We start from the raw sequence: 15,901 nt of genomic DNA, 5'->3' as shown, positions 1-15,901 counted from the left end.
CCTGATGGCCTATATACTCAAAAATAAAGAAGGTTCAATTATTGCCGCAAGCCCGGATACACAAGTGTCTGCTGATTGGATAGAAGTAGAAAATTCAGATACCGATTATCTACACTTTCTGGACGAAGAACTCAAAAAGCATCACACTTTCCGCGAAAGTGACATTCAATTGGCACGCGTGCTGGAAGACCTGATCAGCATTCTGATCGAGCGCAACCTGATAAGTTATACCGACTTCCCAAGTGCTGCTCAAAAACGCCTGAATGAACGCCAGACATTGCGTCAAAAGAACAATCTGCATACATTGATTAGCGACGATGACGTCGCGCCACTCTAAAACATCCTCCCATAAATAACTCGGCGCTGGAATATTACAAAGCGCCGAGAAATTCATAAGCTTTACTCCAGACTCGCGTGTAAATCATTTTTTGTATTTGCTTATTAAATTATCCATCCACGATAGATAATTTATTTATCCAGTAAAACCCCTGAGTAACATCGTTTTATTTACGACCTCAGCTACCCTCCTTTTAGAACCAATTTTTTACTTAAAAAATTTAAATTTATTTTGATAATAATTCTCATTAACATCTAATGAGGTAAAATTACCAGACAATAAATTCAATAGTTTTGAGAGGATGAAGCATGTTAAAGCATTTACATCGTGCACCGATACTGGCTTTCCTGGTATCGGGCACTGCCTGGGGTGGCTATTACCCCATGTATGCAAGTTGGGACCAGCCGAATGGTATCGGCTCACCAATTACCCTGACCTACAGTTACAGTAATTTATTTGATGGCGGGATTATCAGCGCTACCGGGCAATCACTTTCAACAGACATTATGCGTAGCGCTTTCGAACAGGCATTCGCTGACTATGCTGCAGTGTTGCCTATTCACTTCGTAGAAGTGGCTGATCATGGCCCGCTACCGGAAACAGGGCAATACGATCCTACTGGCCTGGCTGATATCCGGATCGGGGTGGTTCCGCATGTGGATGATGCGAATGCCTATGCTTATTTCCCGCAAGACACCAGTGGATTAGCTGGCGATGTGATATTCAATGGACAGCGTTTCGGTTTTGGCTGGAGCTCGGTTTTATTCTATGCAGTCGCACAGCATGAATTGGGCCACTCGCTAGGTATGGGGCATTACATTGACTCAGATGACCCTGGGAATTCAATACTGTCGAAATCTGCCTATACCGGCCCGGTTTTCCCGTTAAATAACATGATGATCGCCGCACTACAAGATGTGTATGGTGCAGGTACAGGTGCTGTCACACCACTATCCGCAACACCAGTGCCTGAACCTGGTACATGGGCATTGTTGCTGGGGGGGTTATCAATCCTGCTGTTAAAAGGAAGAAAAAACACATGAAAAAATTGCACATATCAGTGGTAGCTGTAGGGTTACTTGCCACCATACCAGCACAAGCGCTTACCATCGAATTTGACTACACGTACGATACCAGAGGCTTTTTCACAGACCTTGTCACGGTGACACCACTTCTTGAGCGTAGAGCAATCCTTGATCAAGCTGCTTCCTTTTACAACACATTTACCGATACATTGACGGCAATCACACCACAGGCCGGTGACGTCTGGTCTGTACAAATGACGCACCCCAGCTTGGCAGGTGCGCCTATCACCTTAAACAACCTCAACATTGCTGCAGACACATTGCGCATTTATGTAGGTGGCTCCTCCTCGGCACCAGGAGTATTAGGCTTCGCCGATACTGGTTACAACCTTATCGCCACCGGGTCTGATGCATTTGTAGATTCAGTGACAACCCGTGGACAAGCCAATACAACCGGTCCTGCAGCAACGGATTATGCTGTATGGGGTGGCATGATCTGGTTCAATGCCGCCAACGATTGGTACTTCGGCAGTGATGTTGGTGGTTTGACCGTTGGGCGCCCGGATTTTCTCACCACAGCAACACACGAAATAGGGCATATTCTTGGTTTCGGCGAAGCAGATTCATGGCTAGCGCAAATCGATAACGGCTACTTCACTGGCGCAGCATCCGTTGCAAGCTATGGTAGTGCGGTTCCTGTAGACCAATATGGTAGTCACTGGGCACCAGGTGTTTCGAGCACCTACAACGGCGTCACACAGGAAACACTGATGGATCCAAGTACAGTAAGAGGCCAACGTGAATTGCCGACAGTTCTGGACTACGCAGCGTTTAAAGATATCGGTTGGCAAGTAAATGTCACCGCAGTGCCGGAACCGGGCAACTTTCTTATGTTAGTAACGGGTTTAGGACTAATTAGTTTGGCTGCACGCCGTAGGCATTCTATAAAACAAGAACAGCCATAAGATTTAGAGAAAAAGCCCCATTAGTAACTGGGGCTTTATTTTTTAACTATGAAACTGGATTTAATATGTCAGCTCGACCAGAAATTTGACATTACGGCCAGGCGCTGGCAAACCAAGAGATCCAAATGAACCATTCAGGTTATAAAACTCATTCTTCAGATTTTCCCCGATCAATCTGAACGTTAGTTGTTCGCTGGACTTCCAACGGACACCGGCATTCCATAATTCATATCCATCCTGGATACCAAATCTGTAGGGATTAAGGAGTGTCCCAGAACCACCGACAATGATGTCCCTCTCTGAGACCCTCCTGTAAGTTAAGTTGATATCGACACTCTTGCTTAATTCAGCGCCGACATTCAAATTGAAGGTATTACCAGGCGCAGTGAAAAGTGGCGTATTAATCAAATCGAGATGACCTGTGACCTGCTCTCCTGTAATCCGAGAGTATCCGGCACGCGCATATAAGCTTTTGTATTGGACAAAGCTTTCGATCTCAACCCCATTTCTGCGCTCCCAGCCATCCTGCGTCACACGCCCATTATCCTCACCTAAAGATGAGAGCAATCTTGAAGTATTGATATGAAAGAAATTAAGCTTGCCGGTGAAAAATACATCGGTACCAAGCAGATGTGGCGTTTGATAACTTACGCCGGCCTCCGTCGATTCGGACAATTGTGGTTTGTAGTAATCACCACAAATTTCTGAAGGTCTTCCCTGTGTCGGCATAAATGCTGATCTGCAAAAACCAAATGGGCCTTGTGTGAAATACTCATCGATCAAAGGCGGACGGAATCCCTGTCCATAATTGCTGTAAAGCGTCAGTTTCTCTGGATTTTTTCTATCAAAAAAATCATAGGCCAACCCTAAACTCCAGGTCTCTTTTTTGAACTCTATTTTACTTTCTTGACCAAAGCGTCTCAGCAAAGCCAATGTGCCGCCATCTGCCTCTACTTTATATCTATCCTGCCTATAGCCAGGAATGATACTTACCTGGCCAATTTCAAATTTTGGCTGGATATAAATCGCATGAAAGGTTTTCGTTCCGGGTGGGACAGCAGGATTAAAGCCACCGACAGGGCTAATCACCGCATTATCAAAAACGCGAGTCACATCGCGATGACTGAAATTATATTGATAACCAGTTAATAATGAGACATTGAAAAACCCCTTTTCGGCAAAAATCGCCTCATTACTAATATCGACAGTCCTGGTTTTGAAGTTGAAAGTATCCGTGGCATTACCCCTGCATATTCCAGTGTTGCTTGGATCAGGTATGTAAATAATCCCGTTACAATCAGGTTGAGCACGGTTTACCACATCAGAGAATCCTGGCGGGAAAAAATCCTCAACATCCGAGTGTCCAGCACCTACAATAGCTTTAAGGTTCACCCATGGATGGTCTGGATTGTACTTTACGGTTTCAGACCATGTGAAATCGTCCACAGAGCGAATAGTTTTACCAAAGAAACCTGGCGTCGCGGAATTCACATCATATTGCTGCAGTCCTGAATCCTCAAACTTAACTATAGAAGTGACCAACTGCAAATCCTCAGTCGGAAAAAGACTGAATTTCAGTAGATGAGAAACTGACTGTATCGCTGAATTTGCCAGCTTGGAATTATCACCTAATGTAATGTTATTGGCAGTCCTGTTTGAATAGTTGTAGAGAATATCCACTCGCTCATCAGGCCTGGCATACAGTAAATAGGATCGGGAATACTCATCACTATTATTACCATAGCCGAATTTGACTTTTGCGCCATATTTCTGACCAGGCTTCAAAAAATCTTCGGCATCCTTAGTATTTGCGATGACGGTTCCCCCCAACGAGCCTGATCCGCTGGCAATTTGCGGACCGCGTTGAATCTCTATACTTTTAAGTAATTCTGGCTCAATAAATGTGCCACCCATCCGGTACTTCTCAAACCCTTTAGGTACTCCATCGACCTTGACCAGCACATCTTCATTGTCCTCATAGCCTCGAATATTGAATGACATACCACTTGGGCGGGGACCGCCGTTGATAGATACGCCTGGAGCTGATCGCACGGCATCAAAGATATTGCTAGGCTGACTACGCTGTAACTGGTCAGACGTGATAGTTGTAATTGGAAGTGTCCGGTTGATGCCTGAATTTTCAATGACTCTTTTGTCTTTGACAGATACCTCAGGTAAGGTCTCTAACTTGTCCGTTTCAGTCTGTTGAGGCACCGCTGGCGAGAGCGTGTTTACCGCTTTATTTTCCGACTCGTCTTGTGCAGCATCTTCTGCTGCTGATACATGCGGACTGGTAATTAACAATGTCGCTAAAACGACCAGACCACATAGCCACATAGTTGGAATGTTCTTTGTTTTTGTGAATTGCCAGTAATATTCAAGACTTGCCAACATGGGGTGTTTTACTTATTCGTTAATATTCAGGTAAAACAAAAGGGCTATAAAAGCCCCTTTGTTATGAAAACTACTAACCGGAATTAGGCTTTTTTGGAAGAACGACGTGCAACAAATGCCATCAGACCCAGGCCCAGTGCCATCATGCTGAACGCTTCTGGTTCTGGTACGGGGGTGACTGTCGGCACAGAAACTGTTGCCAGCGCCACTTGATCCAGACTCATGTGAGGACCAATAGCAGCGAAGTTAAATGTATACAGGCTGGATGCTGAAACGTCTTCCCATTTCCAGTACACCTCTTGCGCAGCACCACCAAATGGACCACCTGCTGCACCACCATCCCACACGACTGAAGTGGCTGCAGTACCATTTAAAGTAGCTGATGTACCTGCAACCTCACCAATGGTACCGATGCGCAGGTACACATCAAATAAACCCGTTGTCGCGCCGCCACCCAAAGTAGCGGTGAACGTTGTTGTGCCTGTAAAACTGTAAATATTGCCACCCAAGCCGCCACCGGTTACAAACCCGTTTCCAGATGTTTCACGCAACGAAGCAGAAGTGGCACCGCTAAAACCGGCATCCGGAGTAGTGTCATTGATAGATTCAATAGCACTCCACTGCGCAAAAGATGCAGTAGCATCGCTACCCCATGGTGTTGCGGAGTTCCAGGTAGCCGCTGCAGCAAATGCAGAACCACTGAATGCCATACCCAAAGCCAAAGCTAAAGCTGATAATTTCATTTTATAAGTCTCCTCTTACAGCGCATGAGTCCCTTCCTCTTGAAGGTGATACGCCATTTACCTCAAAATAAGCCTCACGGACTCACACCGTTGAGTATTCAATTTCCATGCTGACAAGCATGGACAAACACCTTTACCGCTTATATGCGCTACCAGCGGCTTTAGGAGGTTGCCTAGAGCAAGATAAAGACCCCTTGGCAGGGCCTTTACCGCTCAGCATAGGTTAAATCGTTAAACCTGACGGCGGCGTGCTGCAAAGCCGATCAAGCCTAATCCCGCAAGGATCATTGCATATGACTCTGGTTCAGGCACTGGTACCGCAACCACTTGATTGAACGTGTCGCTCTGTGTCAGGCGGGCTGCGTAGGTTTGACTGTGAGCGACCACATCGAAAGTCACATTGAACGATGAAATATTGCTGTAGCCGCTCAGATCCCACTGGAATGCATACAGGTTGATGTAGATCGGCTCTTCTGTACCGCCAGCACTTGTTGTGCCGTTCTCGCCTTTGGTGCTCAGTTCAGCCCAGTTGGCAGATAACTGAGTTGTTGTGTTATCACCAAAGGTCAGGTTGAGTGTAGGGAAGTAATTGGTCACGGCTAAAGCACCTGCCGCATGCGTTGAAGCGCCACCAATTGTGGTTGTATTGCCCACAGAAGGCTGGTAGAAATCGTAACCATTGGCACCGCCAATTTCGACCTGGAACACCACATTGGCCAGATTGTCCACTGGCGCAGTTTCAAACACACCCAGCTTGCCACCGTTAACATTGAAAGCACCGCTGAAAGAGCCAGCATAAAGGCTATCGCTGGATGGGAAAGCGCCACCTGTTGCACCATTGTTCACTTTTCTGAAAGTCGCTGAATTGTCAGCGTCAGATTTGACTTGTGACACTACATTTGGCAGTGGTGCCATGCCTGGGAAACCACCACCAGGAATACCAGCGATGGTGACAGACTGGCCGTCCACTGTTTTGGTTTTGGAGGCAGAGCTCAGGTTATACCAGCCGTCATCCTTTTTAGTACCATTCAGCGATTTAGCGACAGGGATAGCATCCTGAATACCAGTAGGGGTTGCAGCGAAAACCGAGCCTATATTCAGGCTAAATGCAGTCAATGCAACGATTGAGAGGGGTTTGAAACTTAGTTGATTCATCATTTTTTCTTCTCCATAGTTCATACGGGCACAAGCCCATTAAACCGGCTACCCCCTTCTCCTAGTTAGAGGTAGCTGGCATGCTCGTTCGCAGCAGATACTGCACTGCAGGACAATGAGCCCGGCAGGTAACGAATCTTTTAATGTCTTGTTGAGTATGTAATCGGAGGCGAGAAGATGCTTATGAACATAAGCATGCAATACCACGTAGAAACCTAGGTAGAAACCCAAGTAGAAACATGGTGCCATGGATAATGCCGTTGACCCTTCCTCATGAAGGCGCTTGCGGGCGAACTACTCAACTCAACATTTCCACGGCCCCATGCCGTCGGAACTTTTGGGGAGATATCCCCGGTTTTATTCAACTAACCAGCGAGCTACTTGCTGTCAGCTAGTTCTGCAGCAGGCTGAAAATCCACCACAAATCGATATTGCTTTCCGCAGTCGATAATGACTTCTTTCTGACCGCGCTTTAGAAGACGAATATCTACCCTAATGCTGCCAAAACCGTCATGCGCAATTAGCTCATCGACTAATTCAAGCAATCTTTTTTTTACTGGCATGCTGGCATCCATCATGAAGTTGTAACCGTTACTGAACACTGTATTCTCAAATGATAACAATTATCATTTTTATTATCAATGCCAAATTAAAGACTTATAGTGATCAATGGAACTTTTTACAACATTTAACGAGAACGGTGGTTTGCGGGCTAATGACAGCTAAATTGAAATGACAATTCAACTTAGCTGAATGTGATTGCAGTTTTACTGCAATAGAAAAGATAACAGCTTCAAGACTGTTATTGTGGAAGCAGATTTGCTAAGGTTGCGGCATGGTCTGTTTGAAGCTTGGGCGCTTGACCAGCACGCCATAATGCTTGGCGAGGTTAGGAAATTTCTCCTGCCAGTATTTACCCTCTAACTGGGTGCTCTTGAAACGCAAATCGATGTAGCCCAAGGTTGTGCCCAAGGCAATATCGGCGAGGCTGAATGTTTCATTGACACACCATTTTTTCTTGAGGAGATCATTATCTAATGCCGTCAGGCCAGCGACTACTTTAGCCATTTGCTTCTCTATCCAGGCACCTGTTTGCTGCGCTTCAGGTTTGCGCTGTTCCTGCATCACTGCAACCGCTGCATCACAGACACCATCAGCCAGGGCCTCCCAGCGACGCACTTTGATTTTGGCCAGATGATCCTGCGGGATTAAATGCGCCACTGGCGTACGGTGATCCAGGTATTCCACGATGACACGCGAGTCATAAAGGCTTTCGCCATCATCGAGCACCAGTACCGGCACTTTGCCCAAAGGGTTGAATTGACTGACAGGACAGTCAGGCTCAGCCAGCACGACACTGGTTAATGTGAGGTCAATGTGTTTTTCGATGGCAACGATGCGAACCTTGCGTGCATAAGGACTGTTAACCGTATATAAAAGCTGCATAGTGTGTTTGCCAATGAAAGGTGCTGTTGAAGAAAAAAAGCCGGTCACAAAAACTGATGTCCCGGGTCGCTATTTATTATAATAGCTTTTGGCATGGGCTTAAAATTGTCCTGTGCATAATTTTCAATCATGCAGATACCCTCATGGCACAATCTTCGATCTACCAAACCTTGCCACCTTACCTGAATGCCGCGTTGATTGCAGAGCAGGTAAAGGCGACTTTGCAGGAAGACATAGGCAAAGGTGATCTTACCGCAGCCCTGATTCCCGCTGGCACGCCTGCCTCAGCGACCATCATCAGCCGTGAGCCGGCAGTGCTTTGCGGATGCGCCTGGGCCGAGCAATGCTTTGCGCAGCTGGACCCGGCAGTCAGCTTCGATTGGCACGTTAAGGATGGCGACCTCGTGCAACCCAACCAGACGCTGGTAGCAATAGAGGGCGATGCCCGTGCCATGCTGAGTGCCGAGCGCCCGGCGTTAAACTTCCTGCAAACATTATCTGCGGTTGCAACCCACACCCGCCAATATGCCGACCTCATTGCGGATTTGCCTGCCAAGGTATTGGATACGCGCAAGACCTTGCCCGGTCTGCGGCTGGCGCAAAAATATGCAGTACTCACAGGCGGCGGTGCCAACCAGCGACTCGCACTCTACGACGGCATATTAATCAAAGAGAATCATATTGCCGCTGCCGGCTCGATTTCATCTGTGCTGAACGCCGCATTTGAAATAGGCGACACTGGCAATATCCAGATTGAGGTCGAGACACTGGATGAATTGAAGCAGGCGCTGGATGCCGGAGCGAAAAGTATTCTTCTGGATAACTTTACGCTGCAAGACTTGCGTCAGGCAGTGACAGTCAACCAGAAACGCGCTTTGCTTGAAGCTTCGGGAAATGTGGATTTAACAACCGTTCGGACGATTGCTGAAACCGGCGTTGACCGCATTTCGATTGGCGCCTTGACCAAGCATATTCAGGCGATTGATTTGAGTATGCGTATTCAGATGCAGCTTTGAGTCAGGCAAGAAAGTGACCATTCTTGCCATATTTCAGTGGCATGCTTTTTGCACAATAGGCTAATACTTAAGCCTAGATGTGTCATGAATACTCCAGCCCCATTTTCACTACCTAAATCCCTAGAAAGTCTGCGTCTGGGTGATTTGCTGCGCATGCTGGTCTCAGATGGTCGCATCGAGAAGGTGATGGCAGAAAAGCTGCATCAAGACCGCAAGCGCGATAGCTCCAAGACCCACCCGATTGTTGTCGTTGCCGAACAAAAGTGGCAAGACCAGCGTGAGCCCGCACAAATACTCACTGTCGACAACCTCAGCCGCTATGTCGCTTACAAGGCTAAAGTACCTTTCTATCAGATAGACCCCCTGAAACTCGACTTTAGTTCAGCCACCCAAGTGGTGTCTCAGGCTTACGCCGAGCGTTTGCGCATCATGCCGATTTCGGTCAAGGACGGGATCGCTAAAATTGCGACTGCCGATCCCTTCCATCAGAACTGGGTGTTTGATCTTGAGCGCATACACAATCTGCGGATTGAAGTGGTCATGGTCAACCCACTGGATTTGCAGCGATACCTGCCCGAACTTTACAAGCTGTCTTCCGCCATCCAGTCGGCCAACATTGCCAAAGCCGGGCAGATTGTCGGCGTACAGAATTTTGAGCAACTGATCGAGCTGGGTAAAGACCGCCAGCTGGATGCAAATGAACAGCATGTAGTGAATATCGTTGACTGGTTATTTAAATATGCATTTGAACAGCGCGCCAGTGACATTCATCTTGAACCGCGCCGAAATCTAGGCTTGATGCGTTTACGTATCGACGGCGTATTGCACCAGGTTTACCAGTTACCCAGCAATATCATGAACGCGATCACCAGCCGCATTAAACTGCTGGGCCGTATGGACATGGTAGAAAAACGCCGCCCCCAGGATGGCCGCGTTAAAACCGTGGACACCGACGGCAAGGAAATCGAATTACGTTTATCGACCATGCCTACCGCTTTTGGCGAAAAAATGGTCATGCGGATTTTCAAACCGGATGTGCTGGTACAGGATTTCCAGATGCTGGGATTCTCCAAACGCCAGGGCGAACAATGGGCGCAATGGACGAGTCATCCAAATGGGATTATCTTGGTCACGGGTCCGACCGGCTCGGGCAAAACAACCACGCTGTACACCACACTCAAGCAACTGGCCACAGATGAAGTGAATGTGTGCACGGTAGAAGACCCGATCGAGATGATAGAACCCGCATTCAACCAGATGCAGGTGACTCAGAATATTGGACTGGGTTTTGCCGAAGGCATACGCACGCTGATGCGCCAGGACCCTGACATTATCATGGTCGGCGAAATCCGCGACCAGCAAACCGCAGATATGGCGATTCAGGCGGCACTGACCGGGCACCTGGTACTTTCAACCTTACACACTAACGACGCGCCTTCTGCCATCACGCGTTTGCTGGACCTGGGCGTGCCTGCCTACCTTATCCACTCCAGCGTGCTCGGCATCATGGCGCAACGCCTGGTACGCACATTGTGTCCGCATTGCAAAACCGAAGGCGAGATTTCCAGTGCCGAATGGGCAAGCATCACGCGCCCGTTTAAAGCAGCCAAGCCAAACAAAGTCATGAAAGCGGTTGGTTGCCAGGAATGTCGTCACACCGGCTATCGCGGGCGCACCGGCATTTATGAAATGCTCACGCTCACGCCAGCCATCCGCAAACTGATCACACCAGAGACTGATTTATTACAACTGCGTCAAGCGGCGACACAGGCCGGATTGCAGCCATTAATGTTGAACGGCGCCGAAAAGGTTGCCGCTGGCATGACCACGGTTGCAGAGGTTTTAAAAGTCGCGCCACCGATTGAAATGGATTAATTTCCCGGCTCCGACTTGTGTAAGGCCGGAAATACTTACTGGTAGCGTAGTGCTTCTATCGGGTTCAATTTAGCGGCTTTTCTCGCAGGATAAAAGCCGAAGAAAATACCAATGGTTGCAGCCACGCTGAAAGCGATCAACACCGAATCACTGGACACAATCACTTCCGCCTGGGTAAGCAGACTGACTAATACTGCTCCGCCTATTCCAATCACAATCCCGATCAGGCAACCTACGATAGAAATCATCACTGCTTCCAGCAGGAATTGCAGCAGGATGTCGCGTTCACGTGCACCGATCGCCATGCGTATACCGATCTCTCGCGTACGCTCAGTCACAGACACCAGCATGATATTCATAATGCCGATGCCGCCCACCAGCAATGATACCGAGGCAATCGCGCCCAAAAGCAGCGACATCGTACGTGCGGTTTCAGCAGCGGAATTAGCAATGGCGGTCAGGTTGCGCACCGAGAAATCACTGTCAGCACCTTCGCGTATATTGTGCCGCTGATTCAGCAGGCTGTTCATGGATTCTTCGACCATGCCCATGACTTTGTCTGAATTGGCCTGCACAATAATCTGGCGCACGCTGCCTGGCAGCTGGTTACCAAATAACTTACGTTGTGCAGTGGTCAACGGCACGATGATAGTGTCATCCTGGTCACGGCCATCCAGCGTTTGCCCTTTGCTGGCCAGGACACCCAGCACTACAAACGGGCGCTGGTTGATACGAATAGTCTGGCCGACAGGGTCAATATCATCCCCAAAAATATTCTGCACTACCGTTTGGCCTATCAGGGCCACGCGGGTTGCGGACCGGACATCCGAATCAGAAAAAGCATAGCCGGCAGCCATGTTCCACGAACGTACATCAAAGTAGCTGGGCGTGGTGCCGATAATATCGGTATTCCAGTTATTGCTGGCATAGACGATTTGCGACTTGCCCATGGTGACCGGGGCAACACCCGCCACATCGCTGAGTTCGGCGAGCGCATTGGCATCTTTGACATTCAATGAAGGGGCATTGCCGGTAGCAGAACGTACTCCGCCCATGCGGGGAGGGCCTGAAAGCACCACAAACAGGTTACTGCCCATGGCATTGATGGAGCGTTTGACGGAAGCTTCCGCGCCTTGCCCGATCGCCATCATCAATACAACCGCACCTACGCCTATCACCATCCCCAGCATGGTCAAAAAGGTGCGCAGACGGTTAGCGCCCATGGCATGCCATGCTTCCCCTAACATGGCGCTAAACATGCTGCCTTCTTTGCATCACACTGAAGCTGCCGGCTGGATAAGAGTTAAGCTTTAAATTGTTCATTTCAATCATCAGTTGTGGCCAGGCAAAATCCATGACACTGTATTTATTCAGATTGCTCACTGGCGCCCTCACCAACTTGCCTGGAATCTGTGACCGTATCCTGCACGATTTCGCCATCCAGAAAACGTACCTGCCGCTTGGCATGTTCGGCAATATCATTTTCATGTGTGACCAGCACAATGGTAATACCCTCTTTATTCAGCTGCCCGAACAGTGCCATGATCTCTTCACTGGTCACACTATCCAGGTTGCCGGTCGGTTCATCGGCGAGGATCAGGCTAGGCGTATTGACCAGCGCTCGTGCAATAGCCACCCGTTGCTGTTGACCGCCAGAAATCTGGTTCGGGCGCGAATGGATATGCTTGCCCAGCCCGACCTTTTCAAGCAGCACTTTGGCCCGGGCCTGCCGCTCGGCTTTTTCTACGCCTGAATACACCAGCGGCAGGCCGACGTTATCGAGCAGGCTGGAACGCGCCAGCAGGTTAAACCCCTGAAAAACAAAACCTATGGTCTGATTGCGTACACCAGCAACTGCATTTGCCTCCATGGTCGCCACCGCATGCCCGTCCAGCACATAGTTGCCTGACGTCGGTTTATCCAGACAGCCAAGTATATTCATGAAGGTAGATTTACCGGAGCCGGACGGTCCCATGATGGCGACGTAATCACCCTCGGCAATACGCAAATTCACATCTTTCAGCACCGGAAACGGTCCGGCAGCCGTCTGGTATTCCTTATACAGATGACTGACCTCAATCACATTTTTTTGACTCATCTGATTACCCGCTTAGAACATTCTCGGTCCGCGGGCATTATTATTATTCCCACCCGGCTTTTGCTGGTTATCAGGCTGCAATTCGCTGACAATGATCTTATCGCCCACCGCCAGGTCACGGCTGTGAATTTCTGTTGAGCGTCCATCGGTGATGCCGACGCGCACTCTGACCATGGTCGGCTTGCCTTCCCTTAAGACATAGACTTTACCCATGTTGCCGCCACCTGGGCGTTTACCACGGCGCTCGCCTCTGCCTTCACCGCCACCACCATCGCCACGGCCAGCACCGCCACGGCTCCACCGGCCTTCGCCACCACCATTCTCCCCGCGTCGCCCACCTCGTTCACCACGCTTTTCGCCTCCCGGGCCGTTTTTCTCAACGGCAGCCTCATCTTTCTTGTCGCCAGCGTTTTCTTTTTGCTTGTCGTCTTTGCCGGCATCGGCATCCTGTTTGGGCTTATATCTTAACGCTGCATTCGGCACCAGCATTGTTTGTTTCACATGCTCGACGGCAATATTTACATAGGCCGTCATCCCCGGCAACAAGGTTAAATCCTGGTTATCGACAGAAACGACAACGTTATATGTCACCACATTGGAAGTGTTGGTTGAATTCAGGCGCACCTGTTTGACCAGGCCTTCAAAATTACGGTTTGGGAAAGCATCCACGTTAAAGCTGACTTTTTGCCCGACCTTTATTTTGCCGATATCCGCCTCGGCAAAGCTGGTATCGATCTGCATGTTGGCCAGGTCCTGCGCAATCTGGATCAGGGTTGGAGTCTGGAAACTGGCGGCAACGGTCTGGCCAACATCTACCACACGGTTAATGACCACGCCGGACACCGGTGAACGGATAATGGTGAAATTCAGATTGGTCTGGTCACGTGCCAACAAGCCACGTGCGCTTTCCAGCTGTGCCTTTGCAGATTTCATCACTTGCACTGCGGTATCCAGTTCCTGTTTGGATACAAAATCCTGCTCATACAATTCACGCATGCGCTTTTCATTCGCCACCGCCAGCTCAACGCTGGCCTGATTGTTACGGACACTGTTTTGCGATTGGACAATCTGGGCATTGAACAGCGCACTATCCAGCTCCAGCAATACCTGGTCTTTTTTTACCTGGTCGTTAAAATCCACATACAATTTGCGCACAATGCCGGAAACCTGGGTACCGACACTGATCAGGCTGACCGGGTTCAATGTGCCGTTCGCTGACACGGATTGTTCAATATCTCCACGAGTGACTTCATCAAGGCGATATAAGTCTTCCGGTTTAGGCTGATGTGTTTTCTGGTAATAGTAATAAGCACCAGTCGCCGCCGCTGCCAATAAAACAAACACAACAATTTTTTTGAGTAATTTCATAATATTGAATAGGTGAAGTTCTGATTAATTGTTGGCCGGGAGCGTGGCATTAGGCAGGGATTGAATCATCGCATTATCCAGCGCCCCCATGGCTTGCGCGAGGGTTGCGCGTGCAATGTTCGAATTCAGCCCGGCCTGAATATTCTGCTGCCGCGCCAGCGCCAGCGCACTTTGCGCGTTCAGCGTATCAATGATATTTCCCACCCCGGCCTTGTAACGTCCCAAAGCTACCCGGTACGATTGCTCTGCACTTTCCAGTAACACCCTGGTAGCATTAATTGATTGCAAAGCGGTACGCAGGTTTTGGTAGGCGTTCCATACATCCAGCGAGATTTGCAAGCGTAAGCTGTCACGTTGCGCGGCACGCAAATCGGCGGTTGCTTCGGCAGCGCGGATGCGGTAAGTAGGGGCGTACCCGGCAAAAATGGGGATAGACACTGTCAGACCTAGCGTCGAATTATTGCTTGAATTCAGTTGAGAACCATCCTGCAACCCATTCGAAACCGAGACAAAAATGGTAGGTTTGGCTGCGGCCTTACTGGCATCGATACCTGCCTGCGCCGCTTTCACCTGCGCCTCACTGGCCACCAGGTCCGGTCTGCGCGTACCGGCCTGCTCTATCAACGCACTCACATCCTCCAGGATAGTCGAAGGCGCATCATTCGCGGCAGTGATCAACTGCACCTTTTGCTGGGCAGGCAAACCCATGACATTCACCAAATTACCATAAGCGATCTGCAGATTTCCCTCGTTGGTAATACGTGCCAATGTAAATTGCGCAAATGCTGTTTGTGCCTGCAACATATCCGCCGGTGTTGCCACCCCGGCCCGGTAGCGCGCACTGGCAGCTTTATAGCTTTCTTCTCCTGCACGTTCAGCCTCCCGCGCTGCATTTAATGCGGCGATATTTGCCTGTACCTGGTAATAGGCCACCGTAGAAAACAGCAAAATTTGCTGCACCACGCTACTTTGACTGGCACTGGCGGAGAGTAATAACTGGCGTGCATTTTCCAGGTTGGCGTTTCGATTGCCAAAGTCATATAGAAGATAACTTGCCACCAGGCTATTGCTTAAATTGAGTGAGGGATTACTACGCGTCGCAGACTCGGGACGCAGCACATTCAGGTTGGTGGAAACATTATCCGTCACTGTCGGCAGGTAAGCAGATTTGGCAACTCCCAGCTGCGCTGCCTGTACGCGTACACTGGCCCAGATCTCACTGGTTTGCGGGTTGTTACACAGGCTTGCATCTGCCACTTCAGCCAGGGTGAGCGGTTTATTCAGGTCGAGCTGCGCACAAGGCGAGCTCGACCCACGGTAACCCTCAGGAATTCTGGGCAACGTTTGAATCTGGGTTTTCAGCGGATCGCCATCTCTATACCAAATGGACTCATCAGCATGCAGATGCATACTCAGACTTGCTAATGCAATTAAAAGCAGGCGCTTGTTCATTTAACAGTTAAACCAATTCATTCTATT

14 protein-coding genes are annotated in these 15,901 nt (G+C 49.2%); 5 read left to right on the top strand and 9 right to left on the bottom strand.

Annotated elements, in window-relative coordinates; translation table 11 throughout:
- Positions 1-4 precede the first annotated feature (4 nt).
- The 3 genes from ACFQ2T_RS11890 (at position 5) to ACFQ2T_RS11880 (ending at position 2,327) form a co-directional block, all read left to right on the top strand.
- Entirely contained in the window at positions 5-337 is a 333-nt protein-coding gene (locus tag ACFQ2T_RS11890; RefSeq protein WP_379034686.1) for a hypothetical protein, read from the top strand.
- A 308-nt stretch (positions 338-645) separates the two neighbouring features.
- A complete protein-coding gene (locus ACFQ2T_RS11885; protein WP_379034684.1) occupies positions 646-1,380 on the top strand; it encodes a matrixin family metalloprotease in 735 nt (244 codons plus the stop codon).
- Positions 1,377-2,327, top strand: a complete 951-nt coding sequence (locus ACFQ2T_RS11880; RefSeq protein WP_379034682.1) for a PEP-CTERM sorting domain-containing protein — start codon at positions 1,377-1,379, stop codon at positions 2,325-2,327. The genes ACFQ2T_RS11885 and ACFQ2T_RS11880 overlap by 4 nt, the downstream gene beginning before the upstream one ends.
- 60 nt (positions 2,328-2,387) lie before the next feature.
- Here the strand turns inward: ACFQ2T_RS11880 and ACFQ2T_RS11875 are convergent, their stop codons facing one another.
- The 5 genes from ACFQ2T_RS11875 to ACFQ2T_RS11855 form a co-directional block, all read right to left on the bottom strand.
- Positions 2,388-4,721 carry a TonB-dependent receptor domain-containing protein gene (locus tag ACFQ2T_RS11875; RefSeq protein WP_379034680.1) on the bottom strand — a complete coding sequence of 778 codons (2,334 nt, stop codon included), beginning with the start codon at positions 4,719-4,721 and terminating at the stop codon, positions 2,388-2,390.
- Between the two features lie 83 nt (positions 4,722-4,804).
- Positions 4,805-5,464 (bottom strand): PEP-CTERM sorting domain-containing protein, encoded by a 660-nt coding sequence (locus ACFQ2T_RS11870; RefSeq protein WP_379034678.1) that lies wholly within the window; start codon positions 5,462-5,464, stop codon positions 4,805-4,807.
- Between the two features lie 231 nt (positions 5,465-5,695).
- Positions 5,696-6,622 (bottom strand): PEP-CTERM sorting domain-containing protein, encoded by a 927-nt coding sequence (locus tag ACFQ2T_RS11865; protein WP_379034676.1) that lies wholly within the window; start codon positions 6,620-6,622, stop codon positions 5,696-5,698.
- Between the two features lie 374 nt (positions 6,623-6,996).
- The gene (locus ACFQ2T_RS11860) at positions 6,997-7,197 is read right to left on the bottom strand and encodes a hypothetical protein (RefSeq protein WP_379034674.1); all 201 of its coding nucleotides are present in this window, start codon (positions 7,195-7,197) and stop codon (positions 6,997-6,999) included.
- Between the two features lie 244 nt (positions 7,198-7,441).
- Positions 7,442-8,065 (bottom strand): glutathione S-transferase N-terminal domain-containing protein, encoded by a 624-nt coding sequence (locus ACFQ2T_RS11855; protein ID WP_379034672.1) that lies wholly within the window; start codon positions 8,063-8,065, stop codon positions 7,442-7,444.
- A 143-nt stretch (positions 8,066-8,208) separates the two neighbouring features.
- Between ACFQ2T_RS11855 and nadC the strand changes: the two genes are divergently transcribed.
- Positions 8,209-9,081, top strand: coding sequence for a carboxylating nicotinate-nucleotide diphosphorylase (gene nadC / locus ACFQ2T_RS11850; protein ID WP_379034670.1), 873 nt, complete (start codon positions 8,209-8,211; stop codon positions 9,079-9,081).
- Positions 9,082-9,165: 84 nt separating this feature from the next.
- Complete coding sequence (locus ACFQ2T_RS11845) at positions 9,166-10,956, top strand: GspE/PulE family protein (RefSeq protein ID WP_379034668.1); 1,791 nt, start codon at positions 9,166-9,168, stop codon at positions 10,954-10,956.
- Positions 10,957-10,991: 35 nt separating this feature from the next.
- Here ACFQ2T_RS11845 and ACFQ2T_RS11840 read toward each other — a convergent pair whose 3' ends face one another.
- The 4 genes from ACFQ2T_RS11840 to ACFQ2T_RS11825 form a co-directional block, all read right to left on the bottom strand.
- Positions 10,992-12,215, bottom strand: a complete 1,224-nt coding sequence (locus tag ACFQ2T_RS11840) for an ABC transporter permease (protein ID WP_379034666.1) — start codon at positions 12,213-12,215, stop codon at positions 10,992-10,994.
- Positions 12,216-12,322: 107 nt separating this feature from the next.
- Positions 12,323-13,054 carry an ABC transporter ATP-binding protein gene (locus ACFQ2T_RS11835; protein ID WP_379034664.1) on the bottom strand — a complete coding sequence of 244 codons (732 nt, stop codon included), beginning with the start codon at positions 13,052-13,054 and terminating at the stop codon, positions 12,323-12,325.
- A 12-nt stretch (positions 13,055-13,066) separates the two neighbouring features.
- Complete coding sequence (locus ACFQ2T_RS11830) at positions 13,067-14,422, bottom strand: efflux RND transporter periplasmic adaptor subunit (protein ID WP_379034662.1); 1,356 nt, start codon at positions 14,420-14,422, stop codon at positions 13,067-13,069.
- A 24-nt stretch (positions 14,423-14,446) separates the two neighbouring features.
- Entirely contained in the window at positions 14,447-15,874 is a 1,428-nt protein-coding gene (locus tag ACFQ2T_RS11825) for a TolC family protein (protein ID WP_379034660.1), read from the bottom strand.
- Positions 15,875-15,901: the final 27 nt, after the last annotated feature.

This window comes from Methylophilus flavus (genome assembly GCF_042678905.1).
Classification (GTDB): domain Bacteria; phylum Pseudomonadota; class Gammaproteobacteria; order Burkholderiales; family Methylophilaceae; genus Methylophilus; species Methylophilus flavus.
Note: the sequence above shows the minus strand (reverse complement) of the source record. Positions and strands in the feature narration are given on the sequence as shown.